The 19,764-nt window shown below is 47.4% G+C and carries 15 protein-coding genes; 4 read left to right on the forward strand and 11 right to left on the reverse strand.

What is annotated here, in order from left to right; genetic code table 11:
* Positions 1-139: 139 nt before the first annotated feature.
* Both FBF61_RS01775 and FBF61_RS01780 read right to left on the reverse strand, forming a co-directional pair.
* Positions 140-718: an RNA polymerase sigma factor gene (locus FBF61_RS01775; RefSeq protein ID WP_138475448.1), complete on the reverse strand. Its 579-nt coding sequence runs from the start codon at positions 716-718 to the stop codon at positions 140-142.
* A gap of 84 nt (positions 719-802) precedes the next feature.
* Entirely contained in the window at positions 803-2,140 is a 1,338-nt protein-coding gene (locus FBF61_RS01780; protein ID WP_138475449.1) for a PepSY-associated TM helix domain-containing protein, read from the reverse strand.
* 184 nt (positions 2,141-2,324) lie between these two features.
* On the opposite strand from FBF61_RS01780, the gene FBF61_RS01785 reads away from it, so the two are divergent.
* The 4 genes from FBF61_RS01785 (at position 2,325) to FBF61_RS01800 (ending at position 7,302) form a co-directional block, all read left to right on the forward strand.
* A complete protein-coding gene (locus tag FBF61_RS01785; RefSeq protein ID WP_138475450.1) occupies positions 2,325-2,894 on the forward strand; it encodes an RNA polymerase sigma-70 factor in 570 nt (189 codons plus the stop codon).
* Between the two features lie 119 nt (positions 2,895-3,013).
* Positions 3,014-3,646: a hypothetical protein gene (locus FBF61_RS01790; protein ID WP_138475451.1), complete on the forward strand. Its 633-nt coding sequence runs from the start codon at positions 3,014-3,016 to the stop codon at positions 3,644-3,646.
* A gap of 27 nt (positions 3,647-3,673) precedes the next feature.
* On the forward strand, positions 3,674-6,058 hold the full coding sequence (locus FBF61_RS01795; RefSeq protein WP_138475452.1) for a TonB-dependent receptor: 2,385 nt from the start codon (positions 3,674-3,676) through the stop codon (positions 6,056-6,058).
* A 32-nt stretch (positions 6,059-6,090) separates the two neighbouring features.
* On the forward strand, positions 6,091-7,302 hold the full coding sequence (locus FBF61_RS01800; protein ID WP_138475453.1) for a DUF4374 domain-containing protein: 1,212 nt from the start codon (positions 6,091-6,093) through the stop codon (positions 7,300-7,302).
* A 45-nt stretch (positions 7,303-7,347) separates the two neighbouring features.
* Here FBF61_RS01800 and FBF61_RS01805 read toward each other — a convergent pair whose 3' ends face one another.
* The 9 genes from FBF61_RS01805 to FBF61_RS01845 form a co-directional block, all read right to left on the reverse strand.
* The gene (locus FBF61_RS01805) at positions 7,348-7,722 is read right to left on the reverse strand and encodes a hypothetical protein (RefSeq protein ID WP_138475454.1); all 375 of its coding nucleotides are present in this window, start codon (positions 7,720-7,722) and stop codon (positions 7,348-7,350) included.
* Complete coding sequence (locus FBF61_RS01810) at positions 7,722-7,919, reverse strand: hypothetical protein (RefSeq protein WP_138475455.1); 198 nt, start codon at positions 7,917-7,919, stop codon at positions 7,722-7,724. Before FBF61_RS01810 ends, FBF61_RS01805 begins: the two co-directional genes overlap by 1 nt.
* A gap of 116 nt (positions 7,920-8,035) precedes the next feature.
* Complete coding sequence (locus FBF61_RS01815) at positions 8,036-9,160, reverse strand: glycerate kinase (protein ID WP_166444395.1); 1,125 nt, start codon at positions 9,158-9,160, stop codon at positions 8,036-8,038.
* Positions 9,161-9,201: 41 nt separating this feature from the next.
* Positions 9,202-10,095: an NAD(P)-dependent oxidoreductase gene (locus tag FBF61_RS01820; protein WP_138475457.1), complete on the reverse strand. Its 894-nt coding sequence runs from the start codon at positions 10,093-10,095 to the stop codon at positions 9,202-9,204.
* Positions 10,096-10,137: 42 nt separating this feature from the next.
* A complete protein-coding gene (locus tag FBF61_RS01825; protein ID WP_138475458.1) occupies positions 10,138-11,742 on the reverse strand; it encodes a glycoside hydrolase family protein in 1,605 nt (534 codons plus the stop codon).
* 95 nt (positions 11,743-11,837) lie between these two features.
* Positions 11,838-13,604: an L-lactate permease gene (locus FBF61_RS01830; RefSeq protein WP_138475459.1), complete on the reverse strand. Its 1,767-nt coding sequence runs from the start codon at positions 13,602-13,604 to the stop codon at positions 11,838-11,840.
* Positions 13,605-13,659: 55 nt separating this feature from the next.
* Complete coding sequence (locus FBF61_RS01835) at positions 13,660-15,960, reverse strand: GH92 family glycosyl hydrolase (protein WP_138475460.1); 2,301 nt, start codon at positions 15,958-15,960, stop codon at positions 13,660-13,662.
* 34 nt (positions 15,961-15,994) lie between these two features.
* The gene (locus FBF61_RS01840) at positions 15,995-18,292 is read right to left on the reverse strand and encodes a GH92 family glycosyl hydrolase (protein WP_138475461.1); all 2,298 of its coding nucleotides are present in this window, start codon (positions 18,290-18,292) and stop codon (positions 15,995-15,997) included.
* 27 nt (positions 18,293-18,319) lie between these two features.
* A complete protein-coding gene (locus tag FBF61_RS01845) occupies positions 18,320-19,759 on the reverse strand; it encodes a RagB/SusD family nutrient uptake outer membrane protein (protein ID WP_138475462.1) in 1,440 nt (479 codons plus the stop codon).
* Between the last annotated feature and the right edge of the window lie 5 nt (positions 19,760-19,764).

Genomic DNA, 19,764 nt, shown 5'->3' on the forward strand with positions numbered 1-19,764 from the left:
AGTATATTAATCGGTAAAAACCTCCCATACAGGAAGCAATTTTTTTTAATTAACAAAAATGCAAAGCAATATGCTGTGCGCGGAAAGTGTAAATGAAGGCTAAATGCAAGGGTGCGTTTACCCGTTACAGAAGTGTTTTTCAGGAAAAACAGGCGGCCAGTGCAGTCAGAAAAAGCAGCTTTGAAACCGATGACCGAAGGCTGTCCTGGGCTGTATTCAATTGGTTCTGAACAGTTTTCTGAGAGATATTCAGATGTTCGCTGATTTCTTTGGTGGTCATTTCTTCCAGGTAGCGCAGCCTGAATATTTCCCGCCGCTTTTCAGGCTGCTGGTTCAGCCAGGTTTGTACCGCGGCGATCAGGTCTTTTTCAAAGCATCCTGAATCTGCCTCCTCCGAAGAAAGCGCAATGTAGTCCAGCGGCTCCTCGAAATAGGGCAGCTTTTTGGTTTTATTATAAAGCATAAAAACCTGGTAACGCACCGAAGTGACCAGGTATGCAGCCAGATTATCTATTTCCTTTTGCGCACGTTTTGTCCAGAGATCTATGAAAATATCCTGTACAATTTCCTCGCTCTGCTCCGGATTATGCAGCCGTTTGTATGCTTCGTTATAGAGTTTTTTCCAGAACCTGCTGTAAATTTCGTCAAAAGCTGCCTCCGAACCCTGTGTCAGCAGAGACTTGAGTTCATCATCGTTGAGATTTCCGCAGGCAGCCATACCGTTTTTATATTCAAGCCGAATATAAAAAGAATTAATGATTAGCGGGAAAAAACCTTACGGTTCTGCTGCCCCCTGTGACCGTTATATGTCCTGCAGTCCGGGTTTAAAAACAGGCCGTCTGGTTTTCCTGGCAGACGTTCCGGCCAGCCTTTCATCAGCCACGATAATACCGCCGGACAGATCCCCGGTTCTTTGTTGTCCCTTTTTCTTTTTCTTCTTGCTGTTACCAAAACCTCTTCTGTTCCACCAGATAATGAAGCCCGTTACGGGCAGGGAGGCGCCGATCAATGATGCAAAAAACGCCAGCACCTTACCTGGAAAACCGAGTATGCTGCCGACGTGGATATCATAATTCATTTTCCTCAGCTTCGTGCCGAAGGACGCACCGGCGAATTCCACATCATACACACCGTCTCTGGGCAACTGTCTAAGCGTATGCCTGTCGAAAGCGTAGCTCTGGCTGTTGTAAAACTGCCCGACAGACGGGTAAACGTATATGGAAATCGCCGATTTGGCATCCGTTGTATCCGGAAAGCTGTAATAAAAACCTTTGGTGTCAGGATGAGCATCGAGCACCATATTCCAAGCTTTGTCCATCGCCTGATCCGCCGTAAAAAATTTGTTTATCTGAAGAGAATCAGAGCTTTTCGCACGGTATTCCGCCAAAGTTTCGCCGCCTGAGGTGGCCCAGTAAAGGCCCTTGCTATACCATTCGATCCCGTATACCATGCCCGTAAGCGCGATAGCCAGCAAAAACAAAAGTGAATAGAACCCGAGTACATTGTGCAGGTCAAGGTTAACCCGCTTGAAAGTACCGTTCCATTTGATCCTGAAACTTTTATCGACCGTGCTTTTCGACCATTTCTTGGGGTACCACCAGATCAGCCCGGTAATTAGCAGCACCACAAAAATCATTGTTCCATAGTTGACGATCGGCCGGCCGATTTCATAAGGTAACCATAGAAACCGATGCCCCATGAGCACCCACCGGAAAAAGCCTTCTTCGTCTTTTTCATGTATTTCGCGGCTCACGATCCGGCCGGAATACGGTTCCAGTTGCAACGTGTAATGCCGTTTTTCATAATCACCAACCGCAACATGGATAGTCCTTCCCTGATGGTATTCGGCATAGCTGACTTCCTCGCCGGGGTATGCAGCTGCGGCAATCTGCCTGATCGCAGAAGGTGTCAGAACGGGCTTATCCTGTTTTTCAACCCGCGTTTCAGGATTCAGCAAGGATGTGATTTCTTCATTGAAAACCCAGATACAGGCTGTAATACAAACAATGAACACGATAACCCCCGAAATAAGGCCCAGCCACAAATGAAGCCAGTCATTGATGCGCCGGAAGCGGGATTTCCCTTCTTTTTTTAAGGGTCTTTTTGCCGGAGTCGCAGAGGATATGTTGAAAAATTTCATGTTCGGTTCAGTTATATAGTATCGGAGACGCCGGAAGATTTTCAATTTTTTGTCAAAAAATTCTGATCAGCCTGCGTGCCGGATGCCGCAAAAATAAATAGTTATTTAAAACAAGTCCAAATAAATTTTAAATCTAACAAACCTGTCATAAGTTTGTAACCTTCAAAAAAGCCCTCGTAACAGAATGTACCCGGACAATGAAACTGACATACTGCCTTTGTATCAGCGGCTTGACCAGGAAGGCACATTTGAGTTTTTGTACAACCAGCATGCTCCCGTTTTATTAAGAATTTGCTGCACTTTCTGCGGAGACGAGCAGGTAGCGTCCGACATGGTCCAGGAAATTTTCTGTTCACTGTGGGAGCGTCGTCACAGCATTGAAATAGAGGGACCTTTTGAAAACTATCTGTACCGATGTGCCAAGTTCCAATATTATAACTACTGCCGGCGGAGAGCTACGGACGAGCGTGTGCTGGCACAGGTCGGGCTGAGGCAAAATTCAAATGATCTCAGCACGGAACGTGAAATTGAGTTTAACGACATTACAAAAAGCATCGACAATCTCGTGGAGCAGCTGCCCGCACAATGTCAGAAAGTATACAAACTTAGCCGGCAGGAAGGATTAAAAGTCCCCGAAATCGCTTCCGCCCTGCTCCTTTCGGAAAAAACTGTAAAAAATCATCTTACCAAAGCACTAGGCTTTCTGCGTCTCAGTATCAGGGACATGTTCCTGATATTCATTTGTCTTTCATAAGTTAATCTGACGTTTCCGCAATCGACGAAGTCAGCGTATTTCCCAAAAATGACATTTTTTTCTTTTTGAACTGGGACTAAGACTGGGTTTATGTTACTCATATCAAAACCAGCGAATCCATGCAGCCGATCGATCCAGATTTACTCGATAAATACTTTTCCGGAAAATGCAGCCCTGATGAGGAAAGCACAGTCAGAAAGTGGCTGGCAAGGCCGGTCAGGAATGAACAGGAATTACTCGCCGAAACCTGGAATGCAATCAACCGAAAGACCATCAACAAACAAAAACCTGTCCGGACAACCATCTGGCTGCGTTATGCGGCTGCCGCCTGCTTGCTACTGGCAGGATGGTTTGCCCCGGACTTTCTGGTCAAACCCAGGCAGCATTACTCGATCAGGAATACGAGCCCTAGCACTTACAGGAATTACAAATTGGCAGGGTTGGATTTTAAGCTGCCGCCGTCCGGTGAGGCCCGGTTTGAGCAGGGGCCGCACAAAACCAGGGTTGCTTTCGCAATCTGCGGGAATACCGAAATTAAAAATACCAGCGAAAACGATATTGACATAGTCCTGAACGCAAGCTGTAAAGCTCCGGAAGGTATTTCTTATCCGCTGGCTTGCAAAAAAGGCAAGAGCTACCTCGCACTTCAGTTTCATTATAAATCGGAGGAAATGGTGCTGGTCGACACAGACAGAATTTATGATCTGCCGCTTCGGCTGCAAGGTAAAGCGCATCAATTCATGGGGATTTAAATTTCCCGGTATCAAAAATCAGGCAAAATGTTGCGCTTAATCGTATTGATATTCATTATTTTGATCACAAATCCGCTGAATACATTTGCGCAGGTCACGGGTAAAAAAACCGTTTCAGGGCAAGTAAGGGAAAACAACGGCAAACCTGTTCCTTTCGCCACTGTACAGATCGATTCACTTGGGATTGCGGTCACAGCCGACGAAAACGGCAATTTCAAAATAACCGGAATCCCCGCCGGAAACCATTATTTCAAGTCCAATGCAGTCGGATTTCAGGAACAGTCCAGAAGAGCAAGCCTGGCAGGTACTTCAAAAGAAATAAAAATTCATTTTGAGCTCACGCCTGCCGTCAAACAGTTGGATGAGGCAACCGTTCAAGGCAAAAAGGAAGCGCAAAAAACAGCGGAACAACCTTTTTCAGTGAATGTCATCCAGACCCGCGAACTTGAGAACAAAACGCTCGATATCAACCAGATCCTCGACCAGTCAACCGGCGTCAGGATCAGGGAGTCCGGTGGATTAGGCTCTGATTTTAATTTCTCGCTTAACGGACTTTCAGGCAAACAGGTCAGGTTTTTTATTGACGGCATTCCGATGGAAAACCTGGGAAGGACTTTTAGCCTGAATAACTTCCCGGTTAATCTGGTGGATCGCATCGAAGTTTACAAGGGTGTAGTACCGATCGGCCTGGGCAGTGACGCCCTGGGCGGAGCGGTAAATATCATTTCCAAACAGGATATCGGTTCATTTCTGGACGCTGCATATAGTATCGGTTCTTTTGGCACACACAGGGCGTCGTTTAGCGGAAAACACCGGCTGAAACGTACCGGGTTTACGATCCGGACCAATGGTTTTTATAATTACAGCGCTAACAATTACCGGATGAACGACATGGAAATCTATGATTATGAGCAGAAAAAGTTCATCCGCACTGATATCAAAAGGTTTCACGATCACTACCGGTCAGGAATGGGACAGGTTGAAGGTGGTTTTACGGACGTAAAATGGGCGGACGAGTTCATGCTTGGTTTTTCAAAAGCAATGCTAAGACAGGATGTTCAGAACAGCCTAGATCTGACGCCGGTAGGCGAAGCAACAACTGATGAGGACAGCCGCAATTTTACCTTGAAGTTCCGTCGCAGCAATTGGGCGGCCAAAGGCTTATCGACGAGCTACTATGCACAATATAGCACCCTCGAACGAACGAGTATAGATACTTCGTCAAAAAGATATGACTGGAGTGGGCAGGTGATCCGAATTGAAAACAATTCGCTGGGCGAGCTCGTCCGTGAAAAAACCATTTTCCGTTATGACCAGTCGTTTTTCCTTCACCGTGCCCATGTTGCCTATGACCTCTCGCCCAATCATCAGATCAGTATCAACTATATCGGCTCCTACTTATCAAGAAAAGGCGAAAACCGTATCGGAAAAGAAGAAGACGCACCTTTCAAAAGCCCTAACAAATTACACAAGCAAATACTGGGGTTAGGTTACACAGCTACACTTTTTGATGAAAAACTGAGCGCTATGGCTGCTTTCAAAATGTATTACTTTGATATGCTCACCCGCCAGGCGATCGTCGATAAAGGAGGCAAAACGACCATAGATGATATTGGCACCAGTCAGTACAATCCGGGATTTTCCTTGGCTGGAAGATATTTTATCCTGCCCAAGCTTTTTGTCAGGCTTTCATTTGAACGAGCGTTCAGGATTCCGGAAGACAGGGAAATATTCGGTGATGGCTATACGATACTCGCAAGCCCCGGACTGAAACCCGAGAGCAGCAGTAATTTCAATACCGGCATCCATTATCGGCTTGATGCAAACAACTATACTTTTAAAATCGAAGGAAATTATTTCTGGCGCGATGTTAAGGACTATATCTTCCTGAATGCCGACGGCAAACTGAGCTTTTATGAAAATTTGCTCAATGTGAGAATCAAGGGTTTCGAACTCGACGCTATGCACACATGGAACAAACAAATTTCGCTGAGCGCCAATATGACCTGGCAAAATGTGCTTAATAATGAGAAATATATCCAGGGCACTACCACCGAAAGCAGGATCTACCGGAACCGCCTTCCCAACATTCCATTTGCGATGGGCAATGCAGGTGTTTCTTACAGGTTTCGCAAAAAATCAATTAAAAAACCGTCCGTTTCCGCTTACTACAATGTTCAGTACATCCACCGTTTTTTCCTGAAATACGAAGGAATTTCAATGACCGGAACCAAAAATTATGTCCCCTCCCAGTTTGTAAACCATGCAGGTGTGACCTATTCGTCACCCAATGACCATTACAGCCTTGGGTTTGATGTCCGTAATCTTTACAATGTGCGGGCCTATGATAATTTTCTCATGCAAAAACCCGGAAGAGCCTGCTATCTGAAAATCAGATACTTTATTCACTGATCCCCTTTATTTTATTATATCTGTTTAAAACAATGAAAAATTTCAAATCCGTTACCTTTTTATCTATCGCTTTGCTGGTTTCAGGCGGCATTTTCATAGCCTGCAAAGACGACGACAATTCCACGCCTGAGCCTCCGGCTGAAAAAGCTTACAAGTACATCGTTTCACTTAGTCTGCCCGCGCAGGAATCTTACCCTTTCCACATCCTGGATGACCTGGAAATCGGAACTGCGGATATTGAAAAGTCACAGGAAATTGCGGGACTCCCTGACAATGTACTGGTTACAACCCAGCCTGGTTTTGTTTATCTCAATTCGCCTCAGAAGCTGACCAAGTATTCCGTCGATAAAAACGGTATCCTCAAAGATGAAGGTTCTGTTCCAAACACAGGGATCAGCGGCGGTCCGGTATACACATTTCTTGACAATACCCGGCTGATGGTAAGTACCGGTCCAAGACAAACGACGGACAGTGTGTTTACATACCAGATCATCAATACGAATACGATGACCGAAGAAAAAAAGGGGACGATCAAGTTGCCGATCAATAAAGGCGCTACTGCAATTCCGAGCAATTATATCGTGAAGGAAGGGAAGATTTATGTCCCTTACATTCATTCCAATGATAAGTACGTTTCCTTCGACAAAGCACCCATCGCGATTTTCAATGCCACAACCCAGGCGTATGAAAAGACAATTTACACAGACAAAACAGCCAGCCTTGGTTACAGCATCATCAATTCACATGGTTTTACCGAAAACGGGGATCTTTACCTGGTATCCTGTAATTCAGACTATTGGGCTGCCAATGAAGCAATGCCTTCCGGTATTGTGCGCATCAAAGCGGGCACTTCGGAGTTCGACAACAGTTATTTCCTGAACATGACCCTGAAACTCGGCGGCAGCCACACGGGCGGTATGGTGTATGCCGGAAACAATAAGGCCATTGTACAGGTGTTTGACAGCAACCTGATCAAAGCCTACAAAGATTACCAAACCGGGTTTGTGATTCAGTATTATGAAGTTGATCTGGTTACGCAGGCGATACGCAAACTGGACATTCCTTTAAGCAAATATCCTAGACGCGCGCTTGAAAGAATGAAAAATGGCAAAGTAGCGATTATGGCCAATACCCAGAGCGCCGGCAATGCCATTTATGTTTACAATTCCGCAAACGGCGAAGTGAAAAAAGGGCTGGAGTACAAGGGAGCCGAATTTATGAGTGGGTTTATGTCCTTTGACTAGATTGCGGACAAAATAAAATGCCTGCCGGGAAAAACGGCAGGCATTTTATTTAAGGCTGTCTAGTCTCTTCTGAATTAGTACTTCCCTATAATTACGGCTTTCCGATTCAATTTCTTTGAGTCGCTGCCGGGAGACGCCCGGTTTCGACTTTTCTTTTTCCAGTTCTCTAATGAAACCTTTGATCCGGTAATCGGCATAAAGAAAAGAAGCCCTTTCTTTTATCTCTGTTGCTACAGTGTCTTTCAGAAAAATGCCTCCGTGGTAAATGATATAACCTATAAATCCGACAATAATCAGCAAAAATTCCTTGACCGAACCATCGAGAAATTTATAAATGAGGGCGCTTAATATAGTGGTAACCGTAGCGATTGCCTTACTTTCGTGATGAGTAAACGACAATCTCGACTTCGCTGGCGGCATTAATTAAAAAACTCCAGCAATTCCCGGGATTGGTTTCTTTCCGGATGCTTGCCCAGCGTGATCGACTTTCCGTTCTTCTTGTTGGTAAGAACGATATCCTGATTGAAGAATTGGATAGATGAGCGTACGATAGCGTAAAGTGCAATAGCTGCCCCGCCAACGATTATCGAACTTGAAAAGAAATCTAATGCTTCCATTGTGTAGTTTTTAGCGTGTATATTAATTGCGTAAACTTAAAAATTACATACCAGTTTTCAAAAAATGAAGCATGCTTTTTCAAAAAACCGGCACAGTTCGCGGAATTATGACCCTACTACATTTTCAGCATGTTACCGATCTGTCGCGCGGTGCGGACGAGGTTCTCTCTTGTTTGGGAAATAGCTGTTGCCATGTCTGCGGGCCCGTTCCCGATGGCGAGTAAGGTGTCAAAATACTGGTCGAGCTTTTCATTGCCGTTGAGTGGTATTTTGCCTGCAAGGCCAATAACCGGAAGGTTTTTCTTTTTAGCCTGAAATGCCACCCCGTAAGGTCCTTTCCCGTGCAATGTCTGTTCATCAATACTGCCTTCACCGGTGATCACGAGGTCAGCTTCCGCGACGGATTTTTCGAAGTTGGTAAATTCAAGAAAGAAATCGATCCCATTCACAAGCCTTGCGTCCAGGAAAGCATAAAGCCCGGCCGCAACGCCACCCGCAGCACCGCCGTGCTTGACTAACGTCATATCTTTTCCAGTCTGGGTCAAAGCAATTTCAGCAAATCTGGCCAGACTTGCATCCAGCTTTTTAACACCTTCGGGCGTAGCTCCCTTTTGGGGGCCAAAAACTGCGGCCGAACCTTCTTCACCCAGTAATACATTTTCCACGTCACAAAGGATTGTGACCTCACAATCCGAAAGCCTCGGATCCAGTCGCGAAACGTCAATGCTGGCTAAACTGGTAAATGTTTCCGGTTCAGTCAGTTCCGTACCGGCAGCATCCAGAAATCTGACGCCCAATGCACGCAGGATTCCGGTACCACCGTCCACGGTAGCAGAGCCCCCTATTGCAAGGACAAATTTTTTCGCCCCTTTGTCCAGGGCAAGTTTCATCAGCTCCCCGGTACCATAAGATGTCGCCAGCAGCGGATTGAGCTCCTCAGGTTTCACAAGATGAATCCCCGACGCATTTGCCATCTCAATAATAGCCGTCTCGCCTTCATTGACCAGCCCGAAAGTAGCTGTGATTTTCCTTCCGAAAGGATCATCCACCTCCGCGGAGATCAGCGTACCGTTATGTTTTTGGATCATCAGATCACCGGTACCGTCGCCGCCGTCACCTATCGGAAAACATTCACAAACAAAGGAAGGGTCACTGGCCAGTAACCCTTCCTGAATTGCGACGGCCACGTCCATCGCGTTAAGACTGTGTTTAAACGCATTGGGAGCAATAAGGACGCGCATTTTATTCATCAATTGAAAATATGAAAAATCGTTTCAAAGCATTAAACTGTGTCCATGGCCGACAGCTTTTCAAGCGCGAGGTACAGTGACTGGTTTCCCGACGAACCTTTGCCCATGGCCTGAATGGTCACATAAAGTTGCTTGACCAGCGCAAGTCCCGGCAAGGATAACTTCATAGCATCCGCCTCTTCCAGTGCTATATTAAGGTCTTTTACGAAATTATCTACCGAAAAACCGGGCGAATAATCCGATCTGACCAGCTTCGGTGCCAGCACATCCAGGCTCCAGCAACCGGCAGCGCCTTTGGAAATGGATTCCAGCATGGTATTCAGGTCAAGCCCGGCTTTTTTTCCATAGATCAGACCTTCGCAGACTCCGATGATCGTACCGGCGATGGTGATCTGGTTGCACATTTTTGTATGCTGGCCAGCGCCTGCGGCACCCTGGTATACAATGTTTTTACCAAAAGTTTCAAAAATAGGAAGTACCGAATCAACGGTTTCCTTTTCGCCGCCGACCATGATGGACAATGTTCCGTTGATCGCACCAACTTCCCCGCCCGATACCGGCGCGTCTACCGCCTGGGCGTAATGTTTCGCTGCTTCTTCCGCAATTCTGATGGCGAGACTTGGCTTCGTGGTTGTCATATCAACCAGGATAGCGCCGGACTTTACTCCCTTAAATACTCCTTCTTCGCCAAAATAGCAGGCCTCAACGTCTTTCGGCGAGCCTATGATCGTTACGATTATGTCCGAGTTCGCTGCAATTTCTGCGTGGGTATCATACCATGTGCATCCCAGATCGATCAGGTTCTGGGCTTTGCTTTTGGTTCGGTTCTGGACATTGACCTTGTATCCGGCATTGAGAAGATGCCTGACCATAGGATTTCCCATCAACCCTGTGCCAATCCATCCGATTACTTTCTCTTTATTCATTATTCAAATATTGGGTTAATAAAATGCTTTCTGATCAGCGGTTCACTTTTTTACGGCCGTTTTTGGTATGAATTCGATAAAATCAACCTTGGCTGTCTCGCTTCCGTCCGCAATGCCCGTGAGCCTGATTTCCTCGCCGTTTTTTATTTTAACATTTGAAATTGTTTTCCTCCGCCAGCAGCCAACATCTTCGCTCAGTTTCCAGGCTGCCTTTTGCTTTCCGCCAATGTGCAAAGAAATGTTTCCCTGGCCATTTTTTTCGTCTGCGTAAGATACAACAATATCGTAAATACCGGTGGGCTGACCGAAGGCAGTTTTTGCAATCCCGGTTCCCGTGGTTTGTACGCATTGCTCGATCAGGAACTTGTCAGGATTGTAGCCGGAAAGGTCCATTTTTTCCACTTCCATGCCTATCACGGGAGTGAACCCTGTGACTCCGGCCTCGGAAAGGCCATTCCGGACGGCGCGCAACATGGAATAGGGAGAACCGTCATAATGTTTTACGCCTATTCCTTTCGCACCTCCGTCGACCGAAATCTTGATGCTTGATTTGACGATCGCTTCCGTCGTAAGCAGCCTCGTAGGAACGCCCGGGATAATCGGCACATCCTTGCCCATAAAATATTGGGTGGTCGCGATTCTGGATTGTCTGTCGGTTTTCTGATATCCGTTTTGCTCGGTATGTGTCGATAAATGGACTGAGTTGATGTTGCCTTTCAGATCTTCGAGAACCAGCCCTGAGCTGCGGTCGTTGAGGTCATTGAGGCGAAAATCGATCTTTGGGTTTTCCTGATGAAGCCTGTCGGTCACCAGTTTGTATATCTCGGTCGTGCTGGCTTTCCTGAAATTGCGCCAGTTGTCGAGCTGGGGTTGTGCATACGGATTGTCTTTCAGAATCGGTATAGCCGCTTCCATATCAAACCCCGCCGCTTTTGCTTTTTTCTTGCAGGATTCACAGAAACAGGTCCCGCCTTTTACCGGATCATCGGACCGGCTGAAAAGCAGCATACAAGTCTGTACATAATCCACATCGTAATTCTTGGCAAGATCGCCGTAAAGCGCCACCAGATATTCGCGCACGTCGGGGTTGTTGGTACAAGGCCGGTCAACGGTCTTTCCTTCGATATCCCGCTGCTTGTATTCAGGATGTTTGGCCATAAAATCCACCGGGATATAAGTATGCGAAACCTCTACCCCAGCCCGCAGGCCGCGCGCGTGGGCTTTGTCGAGCACTATTTTCAGCCAGTCCGTTTCATTGAGCCAGGCGTGTTCCGACATAATTGGTTTGATCTTTCCATATGATTCCATTTTAGGCTGGAAGTAAGCGCGGGAGTCCTCGGCATCCCATTCGGTACGCACAGGATTATGGATAAAATTGAAAGTACCGGGCAGTTTGTCGTTGTTGAAAGGCCGGTGTTCTTCATGCATGACGGCAATCAGATACACCGAATTGATCCCCGCAATGCCGGTCATATTGTCCAGGATGAGATCAATTCCTTCGTCATGCACTTCCCAGGGATAAATACTGCCCGTAACTTCAAAAGCCGGTGCGGGCACGTTGGACCGTTGTATAGCCTGAGCGCTCAGCTCACCAAGGCACAACCAGGCCAGAGATGCCGTCAGGCATCCAAGATGGCGTAGATTCATGATGTTTGAATTAAGATTTCAGAGATAGTTTTTTTCAGAAAAAGCAATGCGCCAACATCCGTTTTCCCGACAGAAATTTATAAAAAAGTGAATGATCAGACAGCGTCAGGAACCTGCGTTTTTTTCTTTGAATTAATGAAGATCAGGGAGGCAAAGATCACCACCACAGCCACAAGCCCGAGCAGGTATATATAACCTTTTGACACGTCCGGGACAGCCGACATCTGCTTGCTGTCAAGCATTTCGTAGACCGGGATGATCGATTTTACAAGGTATGCCTGCGCCAGGGTAATCAGACAGATCACTGCGAGCATGATAAAACTGTGTTTCACCGTGAACCGGAACAGCTGCGATTCCTTACCCACCAGATCGCCCGCCGCAGCCGCAACTGCAATCGACTGGGGAGAAATCATTTTCCCGACAACACCTCCCGATACATTCGCCGCCACAGTCACCACCGGATCAACGCCAATGGATGCCGCAGTGGCATACTGAAGTTTACTGAACAAAGCGTTTGCCGACGTATCCGAGCCGGTGATGAAAACACCCAGCCAGCCGAGCATCGGAGCAAAAAACGGGAACAAAACGCCCGTATTAGCTAATACGGCCGCCAGTGTAAGCGTGATGCCCGAATCATTGACGATATAAGCGAAACCCAAAACGGCAGAGATGGTCAGTACCGGAAATTTCAGCTGGTTGAGTGTAGCCATAAAAACAGCAGCACCTTCGCTGAATTTCATACCCACCAAAGGAATCGCCACCAGCGCGGCAATCATAATGGCTGTCCCCGCCGCAGACAAATAATTCAATTTGAAAACCTTGGCAAGTACAACACCATCCTCTCCCTGGATCGCATTGTGAAGCCCGGGCACTTCAAACTGGGATAAACCCAATGTGTTCAGCACATCCTTGATCGGCTGCATTCCCCAGGCTATGACCATGATCGTCAGCATGATAAATGGCGACCAGGCCCGGAGTATCTGCCCGCCGGAATAGGTTACATCAGTATTGAAGGTCGGAGCGGGTTCGTTGGCAAACCGCCAGATCGTGGCGGGTTTCCAGAAACGCAGGAATGCCATCAGGCAGACGATCGACCCCAATCCTGCGATCACATCAGGAAGCGCGGGGCCGAGATAATTGGAAGAAAACCATTGCAGAAAAGCAAATGAAAGTCCTGATACCATCACGGCCGGCCAGATCTCCTTTGCCTTTTTCACTCCGGCAATGATCGTTACCAGATAAAAGGGCAATATCACCGATAAGATCGGCAGCGTACGCCCGACCATCTGAGAAATAGGCAGCTCAGGAATTCCCGAAACCTGCGATGCGACGGTAATAGGTATACCAATGGAGCCAAACGCCACAGGCGCCGTGTTTGCAATAAGACAAATTCCGGCAGCATACAATGGTTCAAATCCCAGTCCGACCAGCATGGCAGCGGTAATCGCCACCGGCGCGCCGAAACCAGCGGTACCTTCCAGAAAAGAACCGAATGAAAACGCGATCAGCAGCGCCTGCAACCGTCTGTCGGAGGTGATTGAAGCCATAAAATGTTTGATAATTTCAAACTGGCCGCTTTTGACAGTAATATTAAACAGAAAAACCGCCATAATCACCAGCCAGCAAATCGGGAAAAGTCCATATAATGCGCCGTGTCCGATCGACAATGCCGCCAGCTTCACCGGCATCCCGTAAACGGTAATGGCAATGAGCGCTGCGATGGCTGTTGCGATCAAACTCGCCTGGTAACCCTTCATTTTTTTGATGATCAATGCCCAGAAAATGAAGATTATGGGCACGGCCGCCACCAGGACCGACAAAATGATGTTGCCAAACGGATCAATAACCTGTGTCCATTTCATAAAATATCAATACGTTTTGTTCAATTAATTTATAGAAGTGATTTTTCCCTCAATCTTAATCCTGCATAGCCCACTTTTTACCGGTTTTTTCACCCATTTCCAATACCAGCGTCCCGCCATTGATCAGGTCGTCGTGCGAAAAGGATAATGATGCAAGGGGCTTGCCGTTTAAAGTTGCGGACTGGATGTACTTGTTGGTCCTGGACGAATTATGGGCAATCAGGGTGAAAGTTTTACCATTATGCAAGTCAATGGTAACCTTGCTGAAAACCGGGCTGGTGATGCTGTAACGAGGAATTCCGGGCGTAGTCGGGTAAAATCCCATGGCGGAGAACACGACAAAAGAAGACATAGAGCCGCCGTCCTCATCACCCGGCACACCAAAAATATTGTCCTGAAACCAGGTGTCCAGTATCAGCCTGGTGTACTTCTGGGTTTTCCAGGGTGAATTGGTATAATTGAAAAGATAAGGGATAAAGAATGTCACCTGGTTGCCCATCGCAAACTGCCCGATCATCCCAGTCTGGTTTGGCCATTTTTCCCAGAAAACAGGTTTGCTTTTGTCCATTCCTTCCCGAAAAAGCTGGTCCAGGTTCTGTTCCATTTTCTCAGGCCCGCCCATCAGCTCCCGCAGTCCGGCTATGTCCTGCTGGGCATTCCACATGTAGCTCCACCCATTATTTTCATTGTAATAGTCAAATCCGTTATGCCCGCCGTCAAACTTCGGATCAATATCGATCCAGTTTCCTTTGGCATCTTTGGGCATAAAAAGATTGTATTTGTCACTCCACAGGTTTTTGTAATTCTTAACTCTTGGCGCATATTTGGCACTAACCTCCTTATTTCCAAGCTCCTTTGCCATTTCGCTCAACGCCCAGCTGTCGTAGGCATCTCCCAGCGTGATCGCCACCGCAGACCGTTTTTGGCCGGGTTTAAGAGAAGCAAAGGCATCGGTTTCTTTTTCACCCGGATGCAATGCGGGATAGTAACCATTTTTGTAATAAAACTCTTCCAGATCACCTTTGGGACCATTTCTAAAAGGAAGCATCGTAGCCTGTTCGGCGTTTTTGAGGATACCGTCAAAAGCCGTTTTTACATCAAAATTCCTGATCCCTTTCCGGTAAGCATCCAAAAACATCACCGACGATTTGAAACCGAACATCCCCGGACGGTCGCCGAATGGTCTCGGGTACTCAGGCATCCAGCCGCTTTGCTGGTACATGGTCACATAAGACTGCAAAATATCAGCCTCGCGTTTCGGGTCCAGGATTGCCCGCAACGGATGCAGTGCCAGGTAATTACCCCAGGTATAGTCGTCCGTATAAAACGGCTTTTTGTCCTCGTGGATCTTTTTATCATAACCACTGAAATACGTCCCGTTTTCATTGATATTGATCATTCTGACGTAGCAACGGTACAATGCGGTGTAAAAGCTGCGTTTCTGCGCCTCGCTGCCGCCTTCCACTTTCACCTGGCCGATCACCTTTTCCCAGGCAGCTTTTCCTTTGTTTTTAAGCTGTTCAAAACTTACGCCGGTCAGTTCTTTTTCGAAATTGATCTTGGCCTGTTCCTGGCTTACAAATGAGATCGCATACCGGAATTCAACAACGGAAGCGTCTTTTTCACCATAACTGGCAAAGGCTCTTTCACCCTCCATTTTCTTTGGTTTTTCAGGAATCCCGCTGACGGTGTATTTGCCCCAGTCTTTCTCCCCGTCCTTTTTGCCGGTTTGAGGTTTGCCTGTAAAAACGCCGTACATATAAGCCGTCCCCTGCTGGTCGTGGATCATATCGACCACATGCTCGGTACCAACGATTTTATTCCCGTCACGGAACTCAAAATCCCCGTTTTTATAATAATGGGAAAGCAAAAGATTTTTTTCGACACCGGCCGGGAAAGTAAACCGGTAAATACCCGTTTTTTCGCCAGCAGTATATTCCGTCAGGATATCGTCGTCGGTGAGCTTCACAGAATAATACCAGGGCTCTGTCACTTCCAGATCGTGGTCGTAGGTAAGCCGGCGGTACCATGCCGTGTCGGTAACTGCGCCTTTCGAAGGTTTTATAGAAAAAACCATCTGGGGCGTGATGATATTGGATGCCAGCATGGGAAAGTCCGTGATCTGCATATCCAGGTGGTCCTGACGTTTCGGGAACATCCTGATCATTTGATTGGGCAAATGGACGATCGGCCGGTTGGTATTCAGCAAAGGCGCTACGTTACCAATCGTAGGATCAATATATTTTAAGCCTGTGGCAGTGGCCTTCCCTTTCGCCGCCTGGCCGAAACCCGGACTACATAAAGCATTGATCACGAGGGCTGTCAGTACTGTTTTGACTAAACTACTATGAAACATGACTCAATTGTTTTGCAATGAAAATTCTGAAAAGCTAGTATTTGATATCCCACTTCGTATCTGTTTTCTCGCCCATTTCCAATACCAGAGTTCCTCCGCTCATCAGTTCCTGGTGTGAAAATGAAAGCGACGTCAACGCCTTGCCGTTCAGCGTGGCGGACTGGATATATTTGTTGGCTTTGGATGCATTGCGGGCGATCAGCGTGAACGTTTTACCGCCGGGGAGATCGATCGTCACCTTGCTGAAAAGCGGGCTGGTGATGCTGTAACTGGGGATACCAGGCGTTACCGGAAAAAATCCGATGGCTGAAAAAACCGCGAAAGCCGACATGGAACCTCCGTCCTCATCCCCTGCCACCCCGAACACATTGTCCTGGAACCAGGTATCGAGCAAAAGCCGCGTGTACTTCTGCGTTTTCCAGGGCGAATTGGTGTAATTGAAAAGGTAAGGAATAAAGAATGTAACCTGATTACCCATCCCGAATTGTCCGATCAGGCCGGTTTGGTCAGGGAATTTTTCCCAGAAAACCGGTTTCGGCCGGTCGAGCCCCTCGCGAAAAAGCTGGTCGAGGTTCTGCTCCATTTTATCGGCCCCGCCCATCAGATCGCTCAGTCCCTTGATATCCTGCTGAACGTTCCAGCGGTAGCTCCATCCGTTATTTTCATTGTAATAATCATTGCCCGCGTGGCCTCCGTCGAACTTGGGATCGATTTCAATCCAGTTTCCTTTGGCATCTTTTGGCAGGAAAAAGCCCGTTTTTTCATGCCAGAGATTTTTATAATTCTGTGCATACGGGGCGTAACGTTTGTAGATCTCCTGATTGCCCAGCTCTTTCGCCAGCTCACTCAGCGCCCAGTTGTCGTAGGATGCGCCCAATGTGACTGCCACCGCCGAGCGTTTCCCGTTTTTCAGTTTCACCAAAGAGTCGGTTTCCACCTCACCGGGATGCAGGGCCGGATAATATCCTTTGGCAAAATAAAAATCTTCCAGCGCGCCTCTCGGACCATTCCTGTGCGGCAAAAAGGTCGATTTTTCAGCATTTTTTAAAATACCTTCAAAGGCCGATTGTACATCAAAATCACGTATTCCCTTGCGGTATGCGTCCAAAAACATCACCGCCGATTTGGCACCAAACATACCCGGACGGTCGCCGAAATGTTTGGGATACTCAGGCATCCAGCCCTCCTCTTTGTAAGTATTGACATAAGATTGCAGCATATCCGCCTCTTTCTCAGGGTGCAGAATGGCGCGTAAAGGGTGCAGTGCAAGGTAATTGCCCCAGGTGTAGTCGTCGGTGTAAACCGTTCTTTTATCCTCATGCACCGTTTTATCATATCCGCTGAAATACTTCCCGTCTTCGGAAATATCCACCATACGGGCATAGCAGCGGTAAAGTGCCGTGTAAAAACTCCGTTTCTGAGCCTCGGTACCTCCTTCGACTTTGATCTGCCCGATCACCTTTTCCCAGGCCGCCTGCCCTTTGTTTTTGAGCTGGTCAAAAGTTACGTTGGTCAGTTCCTTCTCGAAGTTTTTCCTGGCCTGTTCTTCACTTATGAATGAAATGGCATAGCGGAATTCGATGGTAGCCGGGCCGTTTTCGGGGTAGCTGAAATAGGCACGCTCCCCTTCCACGATCTTATGTTTTTCGGGAGGACCCAGCACCGTGTAGCGGCCCCAGTCTTTTTCATTTTGCTTTTTCCCGCTTTCCGGTCGGCCCGAAATCTTGCCATACATGTAAGCGACGCCTTTTTGCTGGTGATTGGCATCGTTGACAAACTCTTTACCAGTGATCGTATTTCCATCGGTGACCGTGTACTGGCCTTTGGCATAATAGTGCGAAAGCAGTACATTTTTCTTCACGCCAGCCGGAAACGTGAAACGGTAAATTCCCGTTTTTTCTCCCGGCGTATATTCTGTAAGTACATCATCATCGGTAAGTCGCACCGAATAATACCATGGCTTAACCGTCTCAAAATCATGATCGTAAGTCAGCCGCCGGTACCAGCCGGTATCAGCAAGTACGCCCGGATAAGGCTTGATCCCGAAAATGACCTGAGGCGTAATAATATTGAGGGAAAGCATCGGAAAGTCCGTGATCTGCATGTCCAGGTGGTCCTGCCGCTTCGGAAACATCCGAACCATCTGGTTGGGCAAATGAACGAGCGGCCGGTTGGAATTGAGCAGCGGGGCCACATTTCCGATGGTGGGATCGATGTATTTTACACCGTTAACCGCCGCCGGGCCGGTCTTTTTCTGTGCGTAACCCTTTTCCACTTCCCCCAGTGAAAGGAGAAGCGGCAGGATGAGCAGCATATTGATTTTTAGTTTCATAATTGCGGAGCGGGTCTGCTGAGAAAATTAATTGTAACCCGGATTTTGCGGCAAAACAGATGGATTGTTTATGATTTGTATTTCAACCAGCGGGATCGGGAAAAGTGCCTGATAAGGCTGCATGCCCAGAGGCCCCATTACAGTGACCAAACGGTCGGTACGGGCAAGGTCAAACCACCTCACTCCTTCCATCGACAGCTCATATATCCTTTCTTCATAAATTTTCGCACGCAGCTGGTCCTGGGGCATGCTTGCATATACAGGCATTGCAGCACGTGTGCGCACCTGGTTCAGATAAGTGAGTGCAAGCTCCGATTTACCGTTTTCATTCAATGCCTCAGCGTACATCAGCAGCACATCGGCATAGCGGATCACCTTCCAGTTTACCTTACTATCATGGAGGGTATTGGTTACGGCCAGGTATTTTTTTGTAAAAGTCGCGATCTGCAGAAAGCCCTGAAAAACCCCGTTGTTATCCGTGTAACCTTTGGCAACTGTGACGTCCCGTCTTGGGTCTTTCGGGTCAAAAGAATCGAACAGTGCCAGTGTAGGCGTATTTTGTTCACCCGCACCGCCTTTGATCCCGTAGAATGTTTCGGCCAGGGAATTGGCCGATTTTGGTAAAAACTTGTTGGAAAAACCACTGCCTGCACCCAGGTTACCATCCTGGTATTCTATGTCAAAAATATACTCGCTATGGTGCTCGTCTTTGGTGTAGTCGAACAAATCCTTGTAGACCGGCAAAAGTGAGTAGCCCATGGTGGTCACTTCCTGAAGTTTGGCTTCCGCCTTCACAAAATCCTTCCGGGTCATGTACACTCTTCCCAGGATAGCCCGGGCCGCTCCCTTGGTCACCCTGCCGACATCCACACCCGTATATTTTTCGGGCAGACCGGCCTCCGCTTCCAGCAAGTCCTTGATGATCACTTCATCATAGATCTTGTCTACACTTTCCCGTTTTTTGGTATACCCCTCGGCAATGCTGGTAGGCACGGTATTCAGCGGTACGTCCCCGAATATCCTTACCAGGTCAAAGTAGGCAAAAGCACGCAGGAATTTCGCCTCTGCTACATGCCTTGTTTTGTTCGTTACCACCGCCGGGTCAGCGGTTTCTATTCTGGACAAAACAAGATTGGCCCTGTTGATCGCACTGTAGTAATTCCGCCAGGTATTGATCATCAGTGCGGCATCACCGTTCATATTGAATTTATCGACTGAAATCAAAAACGCGTCATTGCCCAGCGCGTGCCAGGAATCGTCCGAACGCAGGTCGCCGAAAATCCAGAAATCCTGGTACTGGTTCTTCAGCATGCTGTAAACTCCTACCACGGCGTCCTGAAAATCCTTGTCAGTTTTATATACTGCATCGACGCTGACGGTGGATATTGGGTTTAAATTAATAAAATCGTTTTGGCATGACATTGTAAGAATGGATGCGAGCGAAGCAATACAAATTATTTTTTTCATCTCGG

The sequence above is a fragment of the Dyadobacter bucti genome, assembly GCF_005869225.1.
GTDB lineage: Bacteria > Bacteroidota > Bacteroidia > Cytophagales > Spirosomataceae > Dyadobacter > Dyadobacter bucti.